Below are 25323 nucleotides of genomic sequence, written 5' to 3' on the forward strand. Positions count from 1 at the left end.
ATTGATTGGAATTCTTTTCTCTAATTTCAAATAAAAACAAATGAAAAAAATTGTTTGGATTACAATGATTACAACGATTATCATAGTAAGCTATTTTCTTTTTGAACCTATAATGACTTATACAAGCGGATGGAATTCTTTTCCGAACATCAATACATTAAAACCTATTGTAACTCATCAGGACAGTACTTCAAAAAAAGCTGATAATATTTTAAATGAAATGTTTACTCATCTTAAAGCCCCAGGATTTTCTGTAGCGGTTGGAATGAACGGAAAAGTAATTTGGTCTAATGCTATTGGATACAAGGATATTAAAAATGATAAAAAGCTAAGTCGTGACACAAAATTCAGAATCGGAAGCACATCAAAAGCTGTGACCTCGTTAGGTATAGGTTTACTGCTGCAGGATGGAAAACTAAACCTGAATTCTAGAGTTGGAGAATTTGTACCCTACACAAACGATCCTCTTTCAGAATTAACGTTAAAGCAATTAGCATCACATACTTCTGGAATAAGAAATTATAGTGTGTGTCTTTGTTTCCCTATTTGGGAACACCTGAACAATGATGAGTATACAACAGTTCAGGAAAGTGTAGGAATCTTTAGTAATTCTACACTACTGTTTCCTTCAGGTACTGATTTCAGCTATAGCTCTTACAATTATACTTTGATAAGTGCTATGCTGGAAGGCGCGTCTGGTAAAGATTTTCTGAACTTTATGAAAGAAGATGTTTTTAATCCTTTAGGTCTTGATCATATAGAAGGTGAAAGATCCTCTATGCACACCAAAAATATTTCTAAATTTTACGACGTGGAGGAAAACCAATACAAAGAAACTTTTGAAGTTAATAATAGTAATAAGTGGGCTGGAGGTGGATTTGTCTCCACGCCTGTAGATCTCGTGAAACTTGGAAATGCTCTTTTAAATAATCAACTCCTGGATAAGAAAACCACAGAAACTATCCTAAAACCGGTTCTGCTAAATAATGGAGAAATAAACAAACAAAACTATGCAATTGGTTGGCGTAAGGGCTTTACAGATGAAATATTTGATAATAATCAAAAGGTGCAAATCATTCATCATGCGGGTACTGCTGCTGGTTCGACTTCTGTCTTTATTTTATTTCCTGAATATAACATGTCCATATCCATACTTATGAATCGAAGTGGTACTACATCTGAATTATTTACATATTCATATAAGCTTGCAAAAACATTCATAACCAAAAACTAGATATCAAGACCTGGTAAATATGGTAATTAGTAAAAAGATCGGAATTTCAGGACTCCGATCTTTTTCGTTTTTGAATTAGCCTTAAAATTATTAATTAAAAAGGTCCTCCCACAGGTCTGCAAAAACATCCTGCACAGATTAACGGATAACAACATTCTTGATCTGAGTGACAAAAGTCGTTTAAACCTCCACCTCCATTAATGGTTTCTTGTTGTTCCTTATTTAGTTCTTTTACTCCATTTTGTTTTAAAATTGATTGTAACATAATTATTTGGTTTTAAGATTACTATTAAAATCCCTATACTTATTTATTGCTAATATTTTAATTCCTTTGATATAATTCTTAGATTATTCGTTCCTGCATCAGACACATATAAGGTTTTTTGATCCCGACTTGCAACAATACCATTCGGGAAATTAAAAGTAGCCTCTGATAAATCACCATCATTATTTCCTAGTATACTTCCCGCAAAAACTTCGAAGTCATTTACTTTATTAGGATTAATCTTGTAAATTTTATGTTCACCTAGTTGAGTAGCAAATAAAAACCCTTTGGCGTATGTAAGGAAACCTAAAAAGTTAGTGTTTTCTGCCCCAGCTGGTAATTCAGCTATTTCTGTGACTTCTCCGTCTTTATACTTCAGAATTTTTCTATCATTAAAATTACCTATATATGTATTCCCCCTTCTATCAAAAGCAATTCCAGCTGGACCATTAACCGGAGCCCCTTCGAATAATTTAGTAATAATACCGTCTTCACTAAGTCTATTAATAGTGTTGGTATTATATTCTACAAAAAGCATGTCATTACTACCAGGAATTTTTTTAATTCCTGCCGGAGAAACTGCTACAAAACTTTCTAGCTGATTTCCTTCCTGATCATATTTAAAAATGGCGTTTCCAAAATTATCACATACATACACTTCGTCATTATTATTAACACCTATACCATTAGGAGAGTTTAATCCACTAACAAAAACAGTCACATTACCGGATTTATCCAATTTAAATACCGAGTCTCCTCGAAAATCAGAACCGTAAATATTTCCTTTACTATCTGGTTCCAATCCATCAAAAAAGTTTCCTTCTTCAACAGTTGATACAGTTATCTCAATTACCGGGATATCACCTCCATAACAAGATGTTATAAGAACAGCCAATAATGTTAATACAAAAAGAAAAAATGTATTAGTTTTTAAAGTTCTAAAGATTGTTTTCATTGATTTGATTTTTTAAGATTTATTCAAACCTACTGCTAAAAACCACTATCAATCGACGTATTGGGTACCGTCGCACCAATTTATCAAGCTGTATTTAAATTACTTATATAATTTGTAGGAGTGTCATTCATTTCTGCTTTAAAAGCTTTATTAAAAGTAGATTTAGAATTAAACCCAGAGTCTAATGACAGTGCAAGGAGTGTATGTCTATGATGTTCTCCATTTTGAATTTTCTCAATAAACTCTTTTACTCGATATTTATTAATATAGTCATAGAAACTACACTTATGAATATTATTTAACAACCAAGAAATATTGTTAGTTGATGTATTTAGTTTTTCAGAAAGATCTTTTAGTGTAAGGCTATTATTTAGGTATACTTTTTCCTCTACAATTAATTGCTCTAGAGCTTTCTTTAATTTGGTAAGCTCAGCTCCTTCCAATCGTCGTCTTTTGGTATTCTTTTTCTTTGCGTATTTAGGTAATCGAAAAATCTCAGGTTGTCTTAAGCTAAAAAACCCAACAATATAAATAAATATTGGAATAGAAATCCAAATTAAGTTATAACTAATAAAAGATAGTTCTCTTATTCTCATAAAATATACATTAGAATAACTTATAACCCATAAAATCATAAATATTGAAACTCCGAATAAAAAAACGGTGAGATACGCCTTTACCTTTTGGGTATAAGAAAGATTGTTTTTCTCCTCTCTTTTATAAAATGACACTAAACGGTATGATTTGATGGTATAAAATAGGTTAGACAACAAGCCTAAAGTTTCTACAATAAAATAGATAAGATTGAATTCTCCATTATTGATCATATTCTTCATCTCTTCTGCAGAATAGGTAAGTGTCCAGGAGAAAAAGGCTAAATGTAATAAAGCTGGAATAAAATGTCCACAATGATTTTTATACTCAGGCGACTCGTTAAAGGTTAACCTTCGCACATATGTATATATTAATGGTCCAAAGACAAAGATTAACGTATCCACAAAAGCTGCAACTCTAAAAAAGAATATACCAGAAAATCTTGGATGAAATACTCTTCCCACAAGCATTATCGTAGCAATAAACAGTATGAATGATAGAATTTTATTAGCCGATCTGTTCTTATTATGTACTACTGATAGCGTAATTGCAAGAAAAATACCCTGGCTTATTCCTAAAAACATTACTAAATCAATAATCCCGAAAGAATTCATATTTGGTTAAGAATTAGGTTTCAAATCTAAATAAGTTTATATACATACTCGACCGATTGTGTACATTCATACTATTCAACACACCATTTTTTTAGAGTTTTTATCTGTGATTCGAATACATATAAGCTGGAATATTTGTTTTTAGAAAATCATACTTTTCTTTTGTGAGTAAAAGCTTATTTCTTGTAATTACACTTTCTTCTAATTGTTTTTTGTTCCTAACTCCTATTATCGCAGAGCTTACTGCTGGGTTTTTAAGCACATATTCTATTGCGCATTGTAGAATTTCATTAGAACATAATTTATTGACGGTATCAATCACCTGTTTAACTTCGGATTCTGAATAATTCAAATAATCAGCAGGTGGTTTTCCTGCTAATAATCCTTTTGCAATGGTTCCTCTAGTAAGAACTCCGATATTATTATCTCTTAAAAGATCCAGACACTCCTCTTCCGGACGTCGATCCAAAAGGCTATATTGCATCATCACGCTAGTAATCTTTGATCTATTCACATACTCCTTAATCACATTTGGACGAATAGATGAGATACCATAATATCTAATTTTACCGTCTTTTTGCAGAATTTCGAAAGCATCTATAACTTCATCAATAGGATCTTCAATAGTTCCTCCGTGCAATTGGTATAAATCAATATAATCTGTTTGTAATCTTTTCAGGCTTTCTTCAACAGCTTGTATGATATATTGTTTAGTTGGATTCCAATTCCAACCACTTCCATCTGCTCGCCATTGGTTACCTACTTTAGTTCCAATAATAATATCATTTCGGATTCCTTGTAGCGCTTTGCCTAACATCAATTCATTTTCACCTTTTTGGTATAAATCTGCTGTGTCAAAATAATTCACCCCTTTATCAATTGCTCCATGAATGAGCTCCCTAGCAGTTTCATAATTGTTCTCTAGCGACATACACCCAAAAGAGATCTCACTGATCTTCAATTCAGAATGGCCAAGCTTTCTATAGTTCATTTTAAAAGGAAATTTTGGTTAAAAGTGATAAAAAGCATCTTCTAAATGTTCAATTCGTGTTCCGAGCTTATTCTTAATAATCGCAATAATATCAAAACGAACTTCTACATCCAAATCATTCTCTGTGACATAATGATCAATTGCTTTAACTAATGACTGTATCTGTTTAGGTTTTACAAAATCCTGGGGGTTACCAAAATCTGGGGTACTTCTGGTCTTAACCTCAACAACAATAACTGTGCCCTCCTTTTGTGCGATAATATCTATTTCGGATTTTAAATATCTATAATTTTTTTCCAAAACCTCATATCCAAGCTTCAGCAGAAAATCTGTTGCCAATTTTTCGCCTTCTTTTCCTAATGTATTATGTTCTGCCATAATTATATATACTCGATTTTGACTTTATCCTCATTTACATCCAGAGAAATGTTAGCTCCCAGAATCAAAGCTCTGTTATTTTCTATATGTCCCATCGGAAAATTAAATACTACCGGAAAATCATATTCTTTTACAATGTCTAAAATGATTCTTTTTGCTTTTTTACCAAAAGGAACATTATTATCATGCATTTTAGTCATTCCGCCAACAATTAAACCAGATAAGTTCTCAAAATAATTATTTCGCTTTAGGTTCTGCAGCATTCTGTCTATATGATATAAATATTCATCTAAATCTTCTATACATAAAATCTTTCCAGATGTATTCAAAGACGATTTAGAACCACATAAAGAATATAAAATAGATAAATTACCTCCCACAAGTTGTCCTTTGCATTTACCTACTCTGTTTTTTTTATGAGAAGCAATGATATGTTCTATTTTTTTTCCAAAAATAGTTTCTTTGAATGCATTTATAGATTCCTTTGTTCCTTTATGAATATCTATAGGCATTGGTGCGTGTAATGTCTGAACATTTAGATTGTGAAGGTGTGCATGCAAAACTGTAATATCAGAATACCCAATTATCCATTTGGGTTGCTTAATAAAGTTCGAAAAATCAATTTTATCAACAATCCTAACCGTTCCATAACCACCTCTGGCACACCATATTGCTTTAATTTTAGGGTTATCAAGCATGGATTGAAAATCAGACTCCCTCTCTTCATCAGAACCCGCAAATTGATGATCTTCGATACCAATAGTTTTACCTAAAACAGGAATTAAATTCCAGCTGTTTAATATGTTTACTGCCTCTTTAACTTCTGCAAAACTGATCTTTCTAGCTGTAGAAACTATGGCAATTTTATCTCCTTTCCTAATGAAATTAGGCTTCAACATATCTTAAAATTTCAAAATTATGATACTAATTAACAAATGTTTTCGTTGTAAACTAGTATATTGTACAAAATTTGTCCCTTAAATTTTACTATTAAATCTTAACGCCTATGATGACGGATACTAATTGTAACCTAGCTTCCTTAGACGAATATGTCCCTACACCGGAAAACCCATGGAATGTTAGTAAAATACATCATTTATATCGAAGAATTGGTTTTGGCGCCTCAAAATCAGAGGTAATAGCTGCTCTATCACAGAATCCTGCTACACTTATTGACACACTTATTCAAGATGCTTTAACCCTACTTCCTACTCCCTTACCTATTTGGAGTACCTGGAACAGAGATCAATTTGAAGCTGCTGAAGATGCTAATCCAGATAATGACACTGGTTTCTATCGACGTGAATGGAAAAAACAAATGATTGCCGACTTGACCCAAAACAAGGTTCGAGAACGCATGACACTTTTCTGGAGTAACCATTTTGTAACGGAAGATGACACCTATCGAAGCCCAGCATATCAAACTCAATATTATAACTTACTACAGCTTAATGCACTCGGTAATTTTAGAGATTTTGTATATGCCATAGGAACATCAAATGCCATGTTAGTATATCTTAATGGTGATGAAAACATAAGAGATAGACCTAATGAAAACTATGCTCGTGAGTTATATGAACTCTTTACACTTGGTGTTGACAATGGTTATACAGAAGATGATATCCAAGAAACTGCAAAAGCTTTAACCGGATATGTAGATACCAATGATATTGCTTGGGGAGATATTTTATTTAACCCTGCACAGTTTAGTAATGAAACTAAAACTATTTTTGGTCAAACTGGTAATTGGACTTATGATGATGTAATTAGAATATTATTTGAGCAAAGAGGTGATCTGGTTGCCAATTTTATTTGTTCTAAACTCTATACATATTTTGTTAGTCCTTCTTGTAATGATGCAATTGTAGCGCAGATGGCACAAACATTCATTACGAACAATTATAATATTGCTCCCGTACTTACACAATTATTTAAAAGTCAGCATTTCTTTGATCAGAATGCTATTGGTTCAATCATCAAAAGCCCTTGTGATATACTTATTTGCTTTTATAATGAATTAGGATTTCCATTATCTACCATTGATGTGAATGATTTCATATGGGATTCATCACGTATTTTAGGACAAGATGTGTTAAATCCAATAGATGTTGAAGGATGGCAAGGAGACGAAGATTGGATTAGTCCTGATCTGTTAATAGGCCGTTGGGAAAGTGCACGATTTACTATAAGTCGAGGTTGGGAAGAAAACCAGCAACAATTTAGAGATTTTATTATTGGATTACCTATCGGTACTGCTGCTGATGGAAATCTAGCAGATACTTTAAGTGGCTCTGAAGTAGATATTGTGGTTAGAGCAATTGTTGATTACTTTTTCCCTAGAGGGATAGAAGATGATGTTATTTTTAATGAAATTTTGGGTGTTTTTAAGGATATTGATGCCTTTCCACCTAGTTACTATGAACCTGGGGCTACTGAACCAAATATTTGGAGACTTAGCCGCCCAGAAGTATCAGAGCAATTTCTTGCGCTCTTAAATTTTATTGTAGATATCCCCGAATTTCAACTTAAATAAGAATTATCATGTGCGAAACTAATCACTCAAAATATAAAAAAGTAAATAAAGAAGGTTCCTGTAATACTGAAGATCATAAAAAATGGAACAGAAGATCTTTCCTTCAAGCCCTAGGGCTTGCCGGAGGAGGATCAATGATGTTGGCCAATACGCCACTTTCTGTTTCTCGACCTTCGCCCTTATCAATGGCTTTAAGCCAAGCCCCATCAGATGACAAAGTACTTATTCTTGTAAGATTACAAGGTGGTAATGATGGATTTAATACCATTATCCCGGTATACGACTATGATGTTTATGCTAATGCAAGACCATTAATACGAATACCTCCTAGTGAGTTTATTAATTTGCAGCAGAACGAATTTGCAATGCCTAAACCCATGAATAAACTAGAAGGTGTATGGGGAGATGGTAAAATGCGTGTAGTACACGGTGTTGGATATGAAGACTCTTCTCTCTCCCACTTTAAGGGATCAGACATCTATGCTAATACTAATTTACAAGAAGATGATAGAACTGGTTTTATGGGGAGATATTTTGGAGAAATATATCCTGACTATTTTTTTAACCCTCCTGCCAGTCCTCCATCTATTCAAATCGGAAGTATTGGAAACTTAATCTTTAAAGGTCCTGAAAGTGATTATTCTTTTGCGGTTTCTAATCCCAGGAGATTACTACAGATTATCGAAAACGAAACATTCTATAATCTTGACGGACTAGAAGATTGTACATATGATGATAAAGTTCGATTCCTTAGAGAAGCTACAAATACCACTTTTAACTATGCAGATGTTATTAGTGCAGCTTATGAGAGATCTTCTGACTTTGGCGGGTATCTGGATGATAGCTTGGGTAGACAATTAAGTATTATTTCTAGATTAATTAAAGGAAATCTTGGTACTAAAGTATATTTAGTTACTCTGGGAGGGTTTGATACTCATAACAATCAAATTCAAAGACATCAGCAATTATTAAATTCATTCTCTGAAGCAATAAGTAACTTTTATGCAGATCTTACCGCTTCAGGTTGGGATGATAAAGTGCTAACTACCACAATATCCGAATTCGGAAGAAGATTTAGAGAAAATGGGTCGTTAGGAACAGATCATGGAACTGCAGCTCCAATGATGTTCTTTGGCACAGCATTAAATGGTAATGGTTTTGCAGGAGAACATCCTGATATGAATAATCTCACCCGAGGAGGAAATGTAACTAATACTACGGATTTTAGACGGGTCTACGCCACGATAATGAAAGACTGGCTATGTATTGATGAAGATACAGTAGGCAGAGCATTATTAGACACTAATGGTGGACCTTTTGAGTCGCTAGACTTAGGGTTTAATTGTTCAGGTACTAATCCTAGCATTCCAGGAGCTGGAGATGGATTAGTTCATAACGTTTCTTATACTAACTCAAATGACTCTGATGCTACTAATGATAATAAACCTGTGATTAATATAGTTCCTAATCAAACTGCGCACGTAAATGTGGATTTATATAATATTATTGGTCAAAAAGTGGCTACGCTAAGAAATGAAATGATGATGGAAGGAGTAGCATATAGTATCAATGTAAAAGATGAAGCAAAAACCCGATTAAGTACAGGCCAATATGTGTACCTGATACAAACTAATGATACTGAATACAGTAAGTCTCTTATTATTTCTTAATTTAGATTTATTACTGTAATAATTTCTCAATAAAAACTGACTATTTCTTTACTAGAGAAATAGTCAGTTTTTTTATGTTCATTTCTTACCTTTGTCGCTTATTTTTTAGTCATTATGAGCACAGAAGGAAGATATACCATTACAGCAGCATTACCATATACAAACGGACCAATTCACATTGGTCATTTGGCAGGAGTTTATGTTCCGGCAGATATTTACTCTAGACATCTAAGAATCACCGGCAATGATGTTGCTTTTATATGCGGAAGTGACGAACATGGTGCTGCTATTCCAATGCGTGCTCGTAAGGAAGGTGTTTCTCCACAAGTAATTATCGATAAGTATCACTCGATTATCAAAAAATCTTTTGAAGACTTTGGGATATCTTTCGACAACTACTCCAGAACCTCTGCTCCTATTCATCATGAAACAGCTTCAGAGTTTTTCAAGAAGTTATATGAAGACGGCAAGTTTATCGAAGAAACTTCTGAACAATTATATGATCCTGAAGCAGAACAATTTCTGGCTGATCGTTTTGTAACAGGTACCTGTCCAAAATGTGGAAACGAAGAAGCCTATGGGGATCAATGCGAAAACTGCGGTAGCTCACTAAACGCAACAGATTTAATAAATCCAAAATCTACGATTTCTGGTGCAAAACCAACATTAAAACAAACCAAACATTGGTTTCTCCCATTAGATCAATATGAAGATTTCTTAAAAGAATGGGTGCTAAAAGGTCATAAAAAAGATTGGAAAACTAATGTATATGGCCAAATCAAATCCTGGGTTGATGATGGATTACGTCCACGTGCAGTAACAAGAGATCTGGATTGGGGAATTCCCGTTCCTGTTGAAGGTGCAGAAGGAAAAGTATTGTATGTGTGGTTTGATGCACCAATTGGTTATATCTCTTCTACCAAAGAATGGGCAGCAAGAGAAGGAAAAGATTGGGAACCATATTGGAAAGATAAAAACACAAAACTTGTTCATTTTATAGGAAAAGATAATATCGTTTTTCACTGTATTATTTTCCCAAGTATGCTGAAAGCTGAAGGAAGTTATGTTTTACCAGAAAATGTACCTGCAAATGAATTCTTAAATCTCGAAGGAAATAAACTATCTACTTCTAAAAACTGGGCAGTTTGGTTACACGAGTATCTTGAAGAATTTCCGGATAAGCAAGATGTATTAAGATATGCGTTAACAGCTAATGCTCCAGAAACTAAGGATAATGATTTTACCTGGAAAGATTTCCAGGCACGTAATAATAATGAGTTAGTAGCCATTTTTGGAAATTTTATCAATCGGGTAGTTGTCTTAACCAATAAATACTATGATGGGGTTATTCCTACTCCAGGCTCTTTTTCTGAAGTTGATGAACAAATTTTAACCGAACTAAAAGCATATCCAGCTGTAATTGCTAGTTCCATAGAACGTTATCGGTTTAGAGAAGCTAGCCAGGAACTATTAAACGTCGCAAGATTAGGAAACAAATATCTAGCTGATGAAGAACCCTGGAAACTCATCAAAACTGATGAAGAGCGAACTAAGACCATCATGTACGTCGCATTACAAATCGCTTCTGCTTTAGCTACGCTATCAGAGCCATTTTTGCCATTTACAAGTATAAAACTAAGATCTATTCTTTGTCATTCTGCACTTGATGCAGAATCTACTTGGAATGAAATTGCAATTAAAGAAGTACTGCTTCCTGCAGGTCATCAAATCGAAAAAGGAGAATTATTATTCTCTAAAATTGAAGATGCAGAGATCCAAAAACAATTAGATAAACTAGAAGCTACTAAAAAGGCTAACGAAGCTGAAAACAAAGAAGTAGAACCACAGAAAGATACTGCTACCTTTGAAGATTTTACCAAATTAGATATGAGAGTTGGTACTATTGTTGAAGCAGAAAAAATGCCTAAGGCTAAAAAGTTACTTGTGCTTAAAGTAGATACAGGCATCAATACCAGAACGATCGTTTCAGGTATTGCAGAGCATTTTACTCCAGAAGAAGTCCTAGGTAAAAAAGTAACCGTTTTGGTAAATCTAGCTCCTAGAAAATTACGCGGTGTAGAAAGTGAAGGAATGATTCTTATGACCGAAACTCCTGCTGGAAAACTAGTATTCTTAAATCCTGATGAGGATGGTGTGAGTCCTGGGGCAGTGATAAGTTAAACAATTTAAAATGTCTGGTCGAGCGCAGTCGAGACCTAACTATGAAAATTTAAGTTGAAATTATATTATGTATACATACTACAATGTTCTGATGGTTTAACCTATACAGGGGTTACTAATAATATTGTCAGAAGATTAGAAGAACATCAAAAAGGCTTGAACAAAAATTGTTTTACTTATTATCGTAGACCTGTTAAGTTAATCTTTCATCAAGAATTTAATGATATTAATCAGGCTATTTATTTTGAGAAAAAAATCAAGAAATGGAGTGCTAAGAAAAAAATAGCTTTAGCAAATGATCAATTTGACCTACTTCAAATTTTATCAGAATGCAGAAATGCAACACATTACAATTATAAGCCAGAAGATAGCTGAAGGTCTCGACTGCGCTCGACCAGACATTTCGAGTCTTTCTATTTACACGATAGCAAGTGATTTATAAAATGAATTAATGTATGAAAAACATCTGTTATATCCTTACATTTCTTTTCTCTTCAACATCTTTTTTTTCTCAAGAAAAGGTATTTGAACTAGATGGTGCTTTTTCATCCAACAAATATTCTCAAAAAGATTCTTATGCCATTCCTAACCAATTAACAGGTGAGCTTATGTTGTTAATGGAAGAGAAAGAAATATTTAATGCAAACTTGCTGGATTCCGAATACAAGATTAAAGATAAAATTGTCGCAAAAGTACTTCCTTCAAAATACCAGTATATCTTAGGTTATAATGTTACGGATAAAAATTATTCATTATTCTTTAGCAATACTAAAAGCACTAAGTTTGGTGTACAAATATTTGATTTTAAAAACAATACATCTAAACCTATCGAGTTAGATTTTAAACTAAAAAAGGAAAAATACGTTGAGAGTATTAATTACAAAAACAAAATTCATCTCATTACTATTACTAAAAACTCTTCAGATCTAAATATTTACACTTTTGATGAAGAATTTAATCCTCAAAAGGAAGTTATTTCTTTAAAGAGATTGGAACTTACAAATCATAATTCAAAATTAATATCGACATACAAAGTTCTTCTAAATACTAAAGACCCTCTTAGCACATTTATTGATATTACCAAAATAGAAACCCAAAACCCTAATGTAATTGAAACAACTTCTAAAGAAAATAAGTTATATCAATTTGATAATCAAATAGTATTTAGTTTTGATTACAATTACAGGGAGACTAAGTTATGCAATATAAATCTAGATACTTTTGAGCCAATATTTAAAACATATAATAAGCCTGGAAAATCTGAAGAAGGGTACAAAAAGAGTAATTCTTATATTTTTGACAATAAACTTTTTCAAATTGCTAGTTCTAGCCAAAAAATGAAGTTCTCTATATTGGATTTAAACACAGAAAAAGTGATCAAAGAGTATGCTATAACTAAAGAGGATTCTATTACTTTTAAAAACTCTCCTATTCTACAAGAAGGTGGAGGAATGTTTCCTGCTTTTACTCAAAACCGAGTTCGGGAAATGGAAAAGACAGCAAAATATTTAAGAAAAATATCTTCTGCTGACTTAGGAATTTCTGTATATAAAACCGGTAAAGTATATAATGTAATTTTAGGTGGCACTAAAGAGACTCAATCAGGCGGAACTTTTACACCCAGTTTTGGACCAAGCTTTGGGATTAGTGGTACTATGGGTGATTTCAGTACAGCATGGGTGAGTTTTAATCCTACATTTTATGGATACAGCAACTACTCCAATACTAAATCCACTTATATAAACTGTCGGTTTGATAAAAACTTTGAACATCTTAAAGGAACAATTCAAAAAAACATCTACGATATGGTAGATTATTTCGAAGAAACTTTAGATGACCCTTTAGCAATAAATATATTTTTGCACCAAAACAAAATTCATTACGGATATTATGATATTGATGATTCTCAATACAAGCTATTCAAATTCAAATAAAATATTAAATGGAATTTATGAAAAAACCATTGTTATTTTTCTTATTTCTCGGGTCTTTAAACATGGTGCAAGCTCAGAATGAAATATTTTCTTTTACTCCCAAAACAGATTCTATTAGAAAAATCCGAAACATGTTTCTTACTCCTAATAAGGAAGAAAAAACGTTTACCTCTTTTTTTCTTGATAAGCAAACAGTATATACTTATAAATTTGATAGTGTTTACAATACTATTGCAGAACTTAAAAGATCAATAGTAGCTCCTAAATACTCCAATGTGGTTGGAAGTAAAACTTATAAAAATCACAGTACACTATTCTTATCAAATAAAAATATGCGAAAATTCTCATTTATGGAGTTTGATTATGCTGAAAATGTAGTGAACACAGGGGATTTGGATATTGATATGAAACGACTAGAATATCTAATTAATTTAGAATATAAAAACAAACTCATCCTTTTAAGTGCTGATCGATCTAATTCTTCTTTGGTATTTCATCATATTAATGAGGATTATACGGTAGAAAAGAAAGTTGTTGATTTATCAGAATTTGAGTTTTTGGATATACATAACAAAAAAGAGCGATTATTTGATGCTATTAGTCTTCTTTCTAATGGAGGAAGTGAGATATTAAGCATTAGTAATATTCAGCAAGATCTCCCAATTCCTATAGAAGAAACCTCTGCTTACACCAAAATATACCATAGAAAAGAAAAGCTTTATATTACACTAGATGAAAGTTCATCCTATACCCAAATCATAAAAATTAACCTGGATGATTATTCATTTGAACTTATTAATATCGAAAAACCGGGTATTGCAAAAAGTATTCTAATTCCCTCTTCAAATTCTTTCTTGATTGACAATCAATTGATACAAATTGTAGCCAATATAAAAGAACTAAAGATTGAAGTAAAAGATATAAATACATTAGAATTACTAAATTCTTATACCGCTACTAGAAAACAGGATATTAGTTTTAGGAATGCTCCCATAAAAAAACAACGGATGGGAAATGAAAAAATTAAAGAACTCAATACTAAAAGCTTTCTAAAGAAACTATCGACTGAAGAGTTAGGGATATCTGCTTACAAAAAAAATGACAAGATCCATGTCGTATTTGGAAGTTGTGAATATAAAGCTGGTCATGTTAGCCAGAAGAGCAAGGGTGGCGAGATCCCCGCTATGGCGGCTGTTACCGCTTCTGTTGGAGCTATCGGAGGAGCTGTATTTATTATCATTTATAAGTCTGTAAATCCAGCAACTACATCTCTACAAAAATATATAGGAAGTACATCTTTTACTTCTGTAGGGATTTTTGATGTAAATTACAAGCATATCCCGGATGCTGAATTGTCAAAAAATATATTTGATAAAACCATAGAATATCATGTATCAAAAGATAAGAAATCAATTATATCAGTTTATAATATAGAGAAAGAAGTGTTCTATGGGGCATATCACAAGAAGAATAAAAAATTTACCTTGACAAGGTTTACCGAATAAACCCATGCTTAAAATAGCATATCACCCTATATATAAACATCCTTTGCCTGAAGGACATCGTTTTCCAATGATTAAGTATGAATTGTTGCCTAAACAATTATTACATGAGGGAACTTGCGTCGAAGAAAACTTTTTCAAACCGTTAATTCCAGGTTCTGAACCAATTTTAGCCGTTCATACTTCGGAATACTATAAACAACTAATGGAACTTTCACTACATCCTAAAGCAGTGAGAAAAATTGGTTTCCCCTTATCCAAAGAACTCGTGGATCGAGAAGTAATCATTGCTGATGGCACTATCAAAGCTTCTGAATATGCGTTGGAGAACGGCATTGCTATGAATATTGCAGGTGGAACTCATCATGCGTACACTGATCGCGGCGAAGCCTTTTGTTTACTAAATGACCAAGCCATTGGAGCACGGTATCTTCAACAAAATGGTTTGGCAAAAAAAATACTGATAGTAGATCTGGACGTACATCAAGGTAATGGCACAGCCGAAATCTTTCAGAGCGATAATTCTGTGTTTACGTTTTCGATGCACGGAGCCAATAACTACCCATTTAAAAAGGAAGTATCTGATCTCGATATCGAGTTACCTAACCAAATTGCAGATCAAGAGTATCTAAAAATTCTTAAAGAAACACTTCCTGCACTTATTGATCAACAACAACCGGATTTCATTTATTATTTATGTGGCGTGGATATTTTGACAACTGATAAATTAGGAAAATTAGGTTGTACGATAACTGGTTGTAAAGAAAGAGATCGTTTCGTTTTACAAACCTGTAATAACCTTAATATACCCGTAATGTGTTCTATGGGAGGAGGATATTCTCCCGAAATCAAAACGATTATTGAAGCCCATTCAAATACCTTTAGATTAGCTCAGGATATTTTCTTTTAAGAATTAAACATTTGTAAACGGATAATTATCGTATCTTACCTTCAAATCATACTAAAATGCCTAAAGAGTGTCCTGTTTGTGGAAATCAAATACTAGGTCGTGCCGATAAAAAATTCTGTAGCGATTATTGCCGAAATTCTTTTAACAATAGCTTAAATAAAGACAGTAAAAATCTAGTAAGAAACATCAATAACCGTTTACGCAAAAACTATCGCATTTTGGGAGAGTTAAATCCAAACGAGAAAACGAAAACCACCAGAACCAAGTTGATTGCCAAAGGTTTTGATTTTACACATTTTACGAGCATATATACCACCAAAACCGGAAACATCTACTATTTTGTGTATGATCAAGGGTATCTTCCGTTAGAAAATGAATTTTATGCACTTGTAAAACGAAATAGCTAATATGCTTGGATTATTTAAAAAATTCCAAATAACCGATGATAATTACATTTATATTATTCTAATCGTTGTTGGAATAGCTATTATAGCAATGGTTTCTTATTATTTTAATAACAAAAACAGAATCCTAAGAAGACTAAAAAAAGTAGATACCAAAAGAATCCAATTGATTAAAGAAAATGAATATGCGAAAGTAAATGGAAAAGCCAGGCTTATTGACAAACCTCTTATCTCACCAATCGGAAAAAGAGAATGTGTTTATTATCAAATCAAAGTCGAAGAAAAACGAAGTAACGGTAAAAGTTCTTCTTGGCATACTATCATAAAAGAAGAGAAAGCTATTGATTTTATCATAGCATCTTCAGGAGAAAAAGCAATAATAAAAGCCAATACTGCTCCAAAAATCAAAATGGTACATATCGTTAAAGATATAGAACATCGATCCGGAACCTGGAATGATCCTCCAAAATTTCTGGAAAGCTATCTAAAATTACACGGAAAAAATAGTACTGGATTCCTTGGTTTTAATAAAACCATCCGATATCACGAAGGAGTTATCGAAATTGGAGAAGAAATTACAGTCTCAGGTATAGGAAAATGGGAAGAAACCGATCATAATTTTGATCGATATTCTTCTAAAAGTTTATTTATTTCTGGTGATAATGCCAATAAACTAATCATCACTGATGATCCAAAAGCTGTAGAATCTAAGAAACGCCGAAATCTATAGATCTCTCCAATGCTGACTATTAAGTTTCAGTGCAGCTTTCATAACATCTTTCTGACTGATCTGACCAATTAATTTACCATCTTCAATGATAGGAAAGCGTCTTCTTTTAGTCTGCAAGAATTTATTAGCTGCATCAAAAATATTAAGATTCCCATCTATGGTTTCTACATTTTTAGCCATAAATTTCTCAACTCTAGCATCATCAATTGGCATATTATAGTAGCGACTTTCATTTAACTGTTTGATACAATCTCCTTCAGAAATTATCCCTAACAATTGATTATTCTCATCTACTACCGGACCGCCCGAAATTTTGTGTTTTACCAAAGTCTCAATAACTTCCATAACAGGTTGGTTAGGCCTAAAAGTTATTAAGTCTCTAGTCATATAATCCGAAACTTTAATTGGGGTATCATTCTGCTTCTTTACCTTCGATCGCGCCCCTTGAAAACTGATTATTCCCATAATTATAAGTGATTTAGTGAATCTTAAATATAGTGATTTCCAATTACTTAATCAAACCAAATTTTAACAATTATGTAAGTAAAATCTTATTTTATTACCTTTAGCTTAACCAATAAAATGTTAAAATCAGAGTTATTATCTATAATCTAACAAAACAAATTGAGTAAAAAACATAATCTCTTCACATAAAATCTAACTTAACAAACCTCTTTACTGATGCGAAAAATTCTTTCCATTATTACTCTCATACTAATTTTAGTATCTGCTTGGTATTCCTATTATAGTAGTATGCCAAGAGAGATTTCAGGAATCAATGCTCCAGAACAGGAATTCTCTACAATGAGAGCACTCGAGCACGTAAAAAATATTTCTAAAGAAGTACATTACTTAGGAAGCCCAGCTCACGAAGAAACAAAAAATTATATTGTAGGAGAACTTAAAAAATTGGGGTTAAACCCTACAATTCAAGAAGGATTTTCTATCGGTGACGGTGGAAACCTAAGCAAGCCTCAAAATATAATTGCAAAAATCAAAGGATCATCAGAAGGAAAAGCTTTGCTTCTTCTCTCTCATTATGATAGTAGCCAACATTCATCCTATGGTGCCAGTGATGCAGGAAGTGGTGTTGCTACTATATTAGAAGGGATAAGAGCATACCTAAGTCAAAAAAAAACACCTAAGAACGATATCATTATTTGCATTACTGATGGAGAAGAATTAGGATTAAACGGAGCTGATTTATTTGTCTCTGAGCATCCCTGGATAAAAGATGTAGGTCTGGTGTTAAATTTTGAAGCCAGGGGAAGTGGAGGAAACTCTTATATGTTGATGGAAACCAATGGTAAGAATGGTAAAATGATCGAAGAATTTGTGAAAGCAGATCCGCAATATCCTGTGACCAATTCATTAGCGTACAGTATTTATAAGTTGTTACCAAATGATACAGATTTAACCGTTTTTAGAAAACACGGAGATATTAATGGGTTTAATTTTGCATTTATCGATGATCATTTTGATTATCACACTGCTAACGACACTTGGCAAAATCTCGACCTTAATACATTGGAACATCAGGGAAGCTACCTAATGCCGTTGTTAGCACATTTTTCTGATGCTGATCTTACTAATATGAAGTCAGATCAAGACTTCCTTTATTTTAATACACCTGTTTTTAAATTGGTAAAATACCCCTTTGGTTGGATTTATCCATCAATTGGACTAGCTATGCTACTTTTTATAACCTTTATAGTATATGGTAGAAAAAGAAAACGAATTAATCCAGGCGAGATTGGTAGTGGTTTTTTAGCCTTTATCATTTCGTTAGGACTTGCAGGAGTGCTTAGTTTTGGTTTATGGAAGTTAATCATAATTGTTTACCCTGAGTTTCAGGATATGTCTCACGGTTTTACTTATAATGGCTATTATTATATCGCAGCAGCTATTCTTCTCGGTCTTGCAGCTTTCTTTAAGGTTTACAGTATTTTTGACAAAGTAGAAGAAGAGCTCCCAAGTATTATGATTGCACCACTGTTCTTTTGGATTCTAATCTGTGGATGTGCTGCTTTTTATCTTCCTGGAGCAAGTTATTTAATTATTCCAGTATTATTAGCATTACTATGCTTATTTGTGATGATCAATCAGAAAAAACCTTTTCCAATATTAATGGTCATTCTATGTCTACCAGCAATTTTTATTCTGATGCCTTTTATCGCATCCTTTCCGGTAGCTTTAGGATTAAAAATATTGTTTGTCTCCTCTGCTCTTACCGTTTTATTATGCGTGCTGTTATTACCAGTTTTTGGTTATTATGCTAAAAGAAGTTTACTGGGTACAATTGCTTTTGGGTTAGCAGTAGTTTGTTTGGTGATATCACACTTCTATTCGGATTTTAATGAAGAGCGTCAAAAACCTAATAGTTTAGTGTATTTGGTTAACGAAGATAGAGGAAAAGCCTATTGGGCATCTTACGATTATGTGTTAGATACATGGACAAAAAAACATATTGATCGTGTTAAAAATATAGCTAAAGATTTCAACCAAAACACTATCGACAGTAAATATCAGAATCGATTTAATTATGTTACCGAAACAGAGTTAAAAGACATCAAATCTTCTCGTTTAGAAGCCTCTTATGATAGCATACAAGGAGACATAAGGTATATCGATATTTGTATCCGCCCACAACGAGATATCAATCGTATTGATCTTTTTGTAGATAAAGCTTTTAATTTCAAAAGTCTTCAGGCAAATGGAGTTAATCCAAAAGATATTAGTTATAATGATGGAAACACCTATAATGCATTTACTAAACGATGGAGAAATCGATTGCTAACCTATTACATAAGAGATAATGAACCTTTGGAACTCAGAATGCAGTTTCATAAAGACTCCATTCCTGAAATCATCATGTATGAAGCATCATATGATTTACTAAAAAATGACTTATTCGAAATTGCAGAACGTCCTAAAACGATGATTCCAAAACCTTTTGTTGTCAACGATGCCATAATGGTGAAGAAAAAAATAGATTTCGAAGCAATTGAAAAAGTCGCGGATACTATTCCTCAAACTCCTGAACCAATAGAAACCGATGAGTAAACAAATTAGTATTCTTGGCACTGGATGGTTAGGATTACCACTTGCCAAAGCTTTGGTCGAAAAAGGGCATATTGTTAAAGGTAGCACTACATCATTACGAAAATTAAGACAGCTGAAAAGCAACACAGTCGAACCACACCATATCATTCTTAAAGAAACGGGTGTAGCGGGTGAAGTACAATCTTTCTTAGCTGATAGCGAATTGCTAATTATTAATGTCCCACCCGGATTGCGAAGAAACCCGGAAGTTAATTTTGTGGCCAAAATTCGAAGTCTAATTCGACATATCGAAAAATCTAATGTAAAAAACGTGCTTTTCGTGAGCTCTACGTCCGTTTTTGCAGATCAGGAGGGATTTCCTTTGATTTCTGAAGAAACAATGCCTAATGCAACCTCAAATAGCGGAAAACAACTAATTGAAGTAGAACAATTACTGCAAAACCATAACAAATTCGAAACAACGATTTTGAGATTCGCAGGTTTATTTGATTCCAGAAGACATCCTGCAACTATGTTATCCAAAAGGCAGCATGTCAAAAATCCTAAAGCACCTGTAAACCTTATTCATCTGGAAGATTGTATTGGTGTAATTCAAAAGATTATTGAAACTAATCATTGGAATGAAGTATTTAATGCTTCCTATCCTGATCATCCCGAAAAAGCCGCTTACTATTCTAAAGCTTGTGAACAAATGGAATTACCAAAACCAGATTATGATTTTGAAACTATTTCTAAAGGGAAGGTAATCGAATCTAATAAAGTGAATGATATTTTAGCATATACTTTTAAAGTAGGATTGGATTCATTCTGAAAAAACCTTTTTAAGTCTAAATCTTTTAATTAAAAGAATCCATTCTTTGTTTTCTTCGCAATATGAATTGGGGAGTTTGAAACGTTCTTCTAATTTAAAATTATGAAATCTATGTACTCTAAATTCTTATTTCATATTATAATCAAATTCCTTTTCCTTCTCATCATTATCTTCTTGGGCTTTCTGATGATATAAACACTTAAAAACAGTATCCAAATTTAATTTTTTATTAATCTGAATAATTTTCAATTACCATTTTTACATTTTAACACTTAAAAAATTATATAAACATCTGTTTATTAACATTTAAATTATACATTTGTAAACATTAAATTGGTTGACCAATTTAATGTTTAACTAAAAATCAACACAAACTTTGTACTCATGAAAAACTCAATCAATCAGAATCTGTTCCGCAGATCCTGTTCCAAACCACTAATGATGTTATTATCTTTTGCATTTATTCTTTTAGGAGGATGTGTAAATGAAGAATTATCAGATGAAATACTCGAGTCTGATATTGTATCAGCCAAAGCTTTAGGTGATTGCACTTCCATTGCTTTAAAAGGAAATAATGGTAATTACGTAAGTTCAGAAAATGGATTAAATCCCATGAACTGTAATCGTACCAATCAAGATATCTGGGAAAAATTTACCCTAGTAAATGTTGGCGGAGGAAAATACGCTCTAAAGGGGAACAATGGTAAATATGTGAGTTCAGAAAATGGCAACCAACCCATCACCTGTAATCGTACACAAATTGGAGCATGGGAGAAGTTTACCCTTACCGATGTTGGAAATGGTAAATTTTCAATTAAAGGAAATAATAATAAATATATCAGTTCAGAAAATGGTAACCAACCCATGACTTGTAACCGTACAAACCCTTTATCCTGGGAAAAATTCGATATTGTAGAACTATGTGGAGGAAACCCAGATCCAGGTCCTGGATCTGGAGCTGACACTCCATATGATTTACTAAGTTTAGTAAATTGGAAACTTAATGGATTAAGCGGCACTATATCTAATAATAATTATGTAGATGCTATTCCTAGCCTTTCTTCGTATACAAATTCAAATTGGTTCTTTGTTAATAATAATTGGGCAACATTTCAGGTTTGGGCTGGCAGTGATACCTCATCTGGTTCAGGCAACCCTAGAATGGAACTAAGAGAACTAACCTCCAATGGCAGCAATAATATATTCTGGGATGGCACAACAAATAAAGAACATCGCATGCGCTGGAGGGTACGAGTGGATCGTCTACCAAGCTCTGGAAAAGTATGTTTTGGACAGATACATGATAAAACTGACTTTTTTGATGATGTTATTCGGGTACAATGTCAAGGGTCAGCCAATCAAACCAGTGGTTCTGTTAAATTACGAATTAATGGATATGTAACCGAAGAACTTGAAGGTGGTGGTAAAACGGTTGGTAATTTTAACCTAGGAGAAGAACTATATTTTGAACTAACGTACCAGAATAGTGTAGTAAAATTATATGAGCTTAATAATAGCGGAAATCGTATTAGAACCATATTTACCTCTCAACAAGCAGCAGCCAAACAAAATTACTTTAAAGCGGGCTGTTACCTGCAGTCTATGAAAGGCAAAAGCTTTAAAAGCTCAGATTATGGAAGTGTAGCCATTAACAAACTAGAGGTATTCCATTAATTTAAGCTAAAGCAAAATACACTTAAATTTACTTTGTAAAACAAAAAAACCGGAGTCTTTAAATAGACTCCAGTTTTTGTTCTTTTATTACAAGTATAAAAGGAACTACCCTTTTAAACTCGCTTTTAGATACTCACGATTCATTCGTGCAATATTTTCTAAAGAAATACCTTTTGGACATTCAATCTCACAAGCTCCAGTATTTGTACAGTTACCAAATCCTTCTTCATCCATCTGATTTACCATAGCCATCACACGCTCAGTTGCTTCAACCTGACCTTGTGGTAATAATGAAAACTGAGAAACTTTGGCAGAGGTAAACAACATTGCCGAAGCATTTTTACAAGCTGCAACACAAGCACCACAACCTATACAAGTAGCAGCATCCATAGCTTCATCAGCATCCTCTTTACGAATAGGTATTGCATTAGCATCAATAGTATTTCCGGAAGTATTTACAGAAATAAACCCACCGGCTTGCTGAATTCTATCAAATGAACTACGATCAATCATTAAATCTTTAATCACAGGAAACGCCTTTGCTCTAAAAGGCTCGATATAAATCGTATCTCCGTCATTAAACTTACGCATATGCAGCTGACAAGTAGTTACCAGTCTATCAGGACCGTGAGGCTCTCCATTGATTTGTAAAGAACACGCTCCACAGATTCCTTCTCTACAGTCATGATCAAATACTACCGGTTCTTCGCCCTTACCAATCAATTCTTCATTCAACACATCCAACATTTCTAAGAAAGACATATCACCCTCCACTCCGGATATTGGATAATCTACTATCTTTCCTTTGGACTGAGCGTCTTTCTGACGCCATATTTTTAATGTAAGATTCATAGCTTTTTATTTATAAGAACGTGTTTTTAATTCAATATTTTCGAAGACTAAATCTTCTTTATGAAGTACTGCATCTTTAGGCTCTCCTTTGTATTCCCAAGCAGCAACATACTTAAAGTTTTCATCATCTCTTAGTGCTTCTCCTTTTTGCTCACCTGATTGCTCTACAGATTCTTCTCTAAAATGACCTCCACAAGATTCATTACGATCTAAAGCATCTTTTGCAAATAATTCTCCTAATTCCAAGAAATCTGCTACTCTTCCTGCTTTTTCCAGCTCGGGATTCATACTATCCGCAGCGCCAGGAACTTTTACATTCTTCCAGAAATCTTCACGTAAAGCTGCAATTTCATCAATTGCTTCTTTTAGTTCTTTCTCATTACGAGACATTCCACATTTATTCCACATGATTTTACCTAATTTCTTATGGTAATAATCAACGGAGTTCTGTCCTGATCCGCTCATCAGCTTTTCGATACGTTCTTTAACATCTTTCTCGGCCTGATCAAATTCTGGAGTATCTGTTGGAATTTTTCCGGTACGTATATCGTGAGATAGGTAATCTCCAATTGTATATGGTAATACAAAATATCCATCAGCTAAACCTTGCATCAATGCTGATGCTCCTAATCTGTTTGCTCCGTGATCAGAGAAATTAGCTTCCCCTGCGGCATAACACCCAGGAACTGTTGTTTGTAAGTTATAATCTACCCAAAGACCTCCCATAGTATAATGTACCGCAGGATAAATCATCATAGGTGTTTTATATGGATTTTCGTCAACGATTTTCTCATACATCTGGAAAAGGTTACCATACTTAGCTTCAATAACCTCTTCTCCAAGTTTAGTAATTTCTTCTTTAGATGGATTATGAATTCCTGAGGTTAATGCTTTCTCTTGTCCATATCGTTGGATAGCCGCTGCAAAATCAAGATACACAGCTTCTCCAGTTTTATTTACCCCAAAACCAGCATCACAACGTTCTTTTGCTGCTCTGGACGCTACATCTCGTGGAACAAGGTTACCAAATGCAGGATAACGACGCTCTAAGTAATAATCTCTTTCCTCTTCAGATAGTTGAGTAGGTTTTAATTTACCTGCTCTGATTGCTTCTGCATCTTCTATTCTTTTAGGTACCCAAATACGTCCATCATTACGCAATGACTCTGACATTAAAGTCAATTTAGACTGATGATCTCCGGATACCGGAATACAAGTTGGGTGAATCTGAGTATAACAAGGATTAGCAAAGAAAGCTCCTCTACGGTGTGCTCTCCAAGCTGCCATTACATTACTACCCATCGCATTAGTACTTAAGAAAAATACATTTCCATAACCTCCTGTGGCCAATACCACAGCGTGTGCTGAGTGGCGTTCAATTTCTCCTGTAACTAAATTACGAGCAATAATTCCTCTTGCTTTTCCATCGATCTTTACTAAATCTAGCATTTCATGACGATTAAAAGCTTCTATTTTTCCTCTATTGATCTGGCGATTCATTGCAGAATATGCTCCAAGCAATAACTGCTGTCCTGTTTGTCCTTTAGCATAAAAAGTACGGGATACCAAAACTCCTCCAAAAGAACGGTTATCTAACAATCCTCCATATTCTCGTGCAAATGGCACTCCTTGTGCAACACATTGATCAATTATATTTCCGGAAACCTCTGCAAGACGATATACATTTGCTTCTCTAGAACGATAATCTCCTCCTTTTACGGTGTCATAGAACAAACGATAATCAGAATCACCATCTCCTTGATAATTCTTTGATGCATTGATTCCTCCCTGCGCTGCAATCGAATGAGCACGACGCGGAGAATCTTGATAACAGAATGTTTTTACATTATATCCAAGCTCAGCTAATGTAGCAGCTGCACTTCCCCCTGCTAATCCAGTTCCCACAACGATCACATCAATGTTACGTTTATTGGCTGGGTTAACGAGATTAATAGTATTTTTATGTTTCGTCCACTTATCTGCCAGTGGACCTTCAGGTATTTTAGAATCTAAAATTGACATAATAGT

At 33.6% G+C, this 25323-nt stretch carries 22 protein-coding genes; 13 read left to right on the forward strand and 9 right to left on the reverse strand.

Features of this window, described 5'->3' with window-relative positions:
- Positions 1-40: 40 nt before the first annotated feature.
- Positions 41-1234, forward strand: a complete 1194-nt coding sequence (locus J8M14_RS02710; protein WP_211072812.1) for a serine hydrolase domain-containing protein — start codon at positions 41-43, stop codon at positions 1232-1234.
- 94 nt (positions 1235-1328) lie between these two features.
- Here the strand turns inward: J8M14_RS02710 and J8M14_RS02715 are convergent, their stop codons facing one another.
- The 6 genes from J8M14_RS02715 to J8M14_RS02740 form a co-directional block, all read right to left on the reverse strand.
- The gene (locus tag J8M14_RS02715) at positions 1329-1499 is read right to left on the reverse strand and encodes a hypothetical protein (protein WP_211072814.1); all 171 of its coding nucleotides are present in this window, start codon (positions 1497-1499) and stop codon (positions 1329-1331) included.
- Between the two features lie 49 nt (positions 1500-1548).
- Entirely contained in the window at positions 1549-2454 is a 906-nt protein-coding gene (locus J8M14_RS02720; RefSeq protein ID WP_211072816.1) for an SMP-30/gluconolactonase/LRE family protein, read from the reverse strand.
- Positions 2455-2537: 83 nt separating this feature from the next.
- Entirely contained in the window at positions 2538-3662 is a 1125-nt protein-coding gene (locus J8M14_RS02725; protein ID WP_211072818.1) for an AraC family transcriptional regulator, read from the reverse strand.
- Positions 3663-3762: 100 nt separating this feature from the next.
- Entirely contained in the window at positions 3763-4653 is an 891-nt protein-coding gene (locus J8M14_RS02730) for an aldo/keto reductase (protein ID WP_211072820.1), read from the reverse strand.
- 18 nt (positions 4654-4671) lie between these two features.
- On the reverse strand, positions 4672-5031 hold the full coding sequence (locus J8M14_RS02735) for a YraN family protein (protein WP_211072822.1): 360 nt from the start codon (positions 5029-5031) through the stop codon (positions 4672-4674).
- A gap of 2 nt (positions 5032-5033) precedes the next feature.
- The gene (locus tag J8M14_RS02740) at positions 5034-5930 is read right to left on the reverse strand and encodes an LD-carboxypeptidase (protein WP_211072825.1); all 897 of its coding nucleotides are present in this window, start codon (positions 5928-5930) and stop codon (positions 5034-5036) included.
- Positions 5931-6037: 107 nt separating this feature from the next.
- Between J8M14_RS02740 and J8M14_RS02745 the strand changes: the two genes are divergently transcribed.
- The 9 genes from J8M14_RS02745 to J8M14_RS02785 all read left to right on the forward strand — a co-directional run bounded on the left by J8M14_RS02745 (position 6038) and on the right by J8M14_RS02785 (position 16895).
- Complete coding sequence (locus J8M14_RS02745; protein ID WP_211072827.1) at positions 6038-7564, forward strand: DUF1800 domain-containing protein; 1527 nt, start codon at positions 6038-6040, stop codon at positions 7562-7564.
- Between the two features lie 8 nt (positions 7565-7572).
- Positions 7573-9234, forward strand: coding sequence for a DUF1501 domain-containing protein (locus J8M14_RS02750; RefSeq protein WP_211072829.1), 1662 nt, complete (start codon positions 7573-7575; stop codon positions 9232-9234).
- Between the two features lie 114 nt (positions 9235-9348).
- Complete coding sequence (metG, locus tag J8M14_RS02755; RefSeq protein ID WP_211072831.1) at positions 9349-11415, forward strand: methionine--tRNA ligase; 2067 nt, start codon at positions 9349-9351, stop codon at positions 11413-11415.
- A 54-nt stretch (positions 11416-11469) separates the two neighbouring features.
- Entirely contained in the window at positions 11470-11790 is a 321-nt protein-coding gene (locus J8M14_RS02760) for a GIY-YIG nuclease family protein (protein WP_211072833.1), read from the forward strand.
- Between the two features lie 80 nt (positions 11791-11870).
- On the forward strand, positions 11871-13349 hold the full coding sequence (locus tag J8M14_RS02765; RefSeq protein ID WP_211072835.1) for a hypothetical protein: 1479 nt from the start codon (positions 11871-11873) through the stop codon (positions 13347-13349).
- Between the two features lie 17 nt (positions 13350-13366).
- Positions 13367-14854 (forward strand): hypothetical protein, encoded by a 1488-nt coding sequence (locus J8M14_RS02770; RefSeq protein WP_211072837.1) that lies wholly within the window; start codon positions 13367-13369, stop codon positions 14852-14854.
- Positions 14855-14858: 4 nt separating this feature from the next.
- Positions 14859-15761: a histone deacetylase gene (locus J8M14_RS02775; RefSeq protein ID WP_211072839.1), complete on the forward strand. Its 903-nt coding sequence runs from the start codon at positions 14859-14861 to the stop codon at positions 15759-15761.
- 56 nt (positions 15762-15817) lie between these two features.
- Positions 15818-16168 carry a DUF2116 family Zn-ribbon domain-containing protein gene (locus J8M14_RS02780; protein WP_211072842.1) on the forward strand — a complete coding sequence of 117 codons (351 nt, stop codon included), beginning with the start codon at positions 15818-15820 and terminating at the stop codon, positions 16166-16168.
- A gap of 1 nt (position 16169) precedes the next feature.
- Positions 16170-16895, forward strand: coding sequence for a hypothetical protein (locus J8M14_RS02785; RefSeq protein ID WP_211072845.1), 726 nt, complete (start codon positions 16170-16172; stop codon positions 16893-16895).
- On the opposite strand, the gene J8M14_RS02790 is transcribed toward J8M14_RS02785, so the two are convergent.
- A complete protein-coding gene (locus J8M14_RS02790; protein ID WP_211072847.1) occupies positions 16890-17360 on the reverse strand; it encodes a CBS domain-containing protein in 471 nt (156 codons plus the stop codon). The two genes, J8M14_RS02785 and J8M14_RS02790, sit on opposite strands and share 6 nt — an antisense overlap.
- A 216-nt stretch (positions 17361-17576) precedes the next feature.
- On the opposite strand from J8M14_RS02790, the gene J8M14_RS02795 reads away from it, so the two are divergent.
- From J8M14_RS02795 to J8M14_RS02805, 3 genes are all read left to right on the forward strand, one after another.
- Positions 17577-19958 carry a M28 family peptidase gene (locus J8M14_RS02795; protein ID WP_211072849.1) on the forward strand — a complete coding sequence of 794 codons (2382 nt, stop codon included), beginning with the start codon at positions 17577-17579 and terminating at the stop codon, positions 19956-19958.
- Positions 19951-20769, forward strand: coding sequence for an NAD(P)H-binding protein (locus tag J8M14_RS02800; protein WP_211072852.1), 819 nt, complete (start codon positions 19951-19953; stop codon positions 20767-20769). The genes J8M14_RS02795 and J8M14_RS02800 overlap by 8 nt, the downstream gene beginning before the upstream one ends.
- Positions 20770-21153: 384 nt before the next feature.
- Entirely contained in the window at positions 21154-22443 is a 1290-nt protein-coding gene (locus J8M14_RS02805) for a polysaccharide lyase family 7 protein (RefSeq protein WP_211072854.1), read from the forward strand.
- Positions 22444-22548: 105 nt separating this feature from the next.
- On the opposite strand, the gene J8M14_RS02810 is transcribed toward J8M14_RS02805, so the two are convergent.
- Both J8M14_RS02810 and J8M14_RS02815 read right to left on the reverse strand, forming a co-directional pair.
- A complete protein-coding gene (locus J8M14_RS02810; protein ID WP_211072857.1) occupies positions 22549-23295 on the reverse strand; it encodes a succinate dehydrogenase/fumarate reductase iron-sulfur subunit in 747 nt (248 codons plus the stop codon).
- 6 nt (positions 23296-23301) lie between these two features.
- Positions 23302-25317, reverse strand: coding sequence for a fumarate reductase/succinate dehydrogenase flavoprotein subunit (locus tag J8M14_RS02815; protein ID WP_211072859.1), 2016 nt, complete (start codon positions 25315-25317; stop codon positions 23302-23304).
- Positions 25318-25323: the final 6 nt, after the last annotated feature.

Source organism: Aquimarina sp. MMG016, from assembly GCF_018100805.1.
Classification (GTDB): Bacteria; Bacteroidota; Bacteroidia; order Flavobacteriales; family Flavobacteriaceae; genus Aquimarina.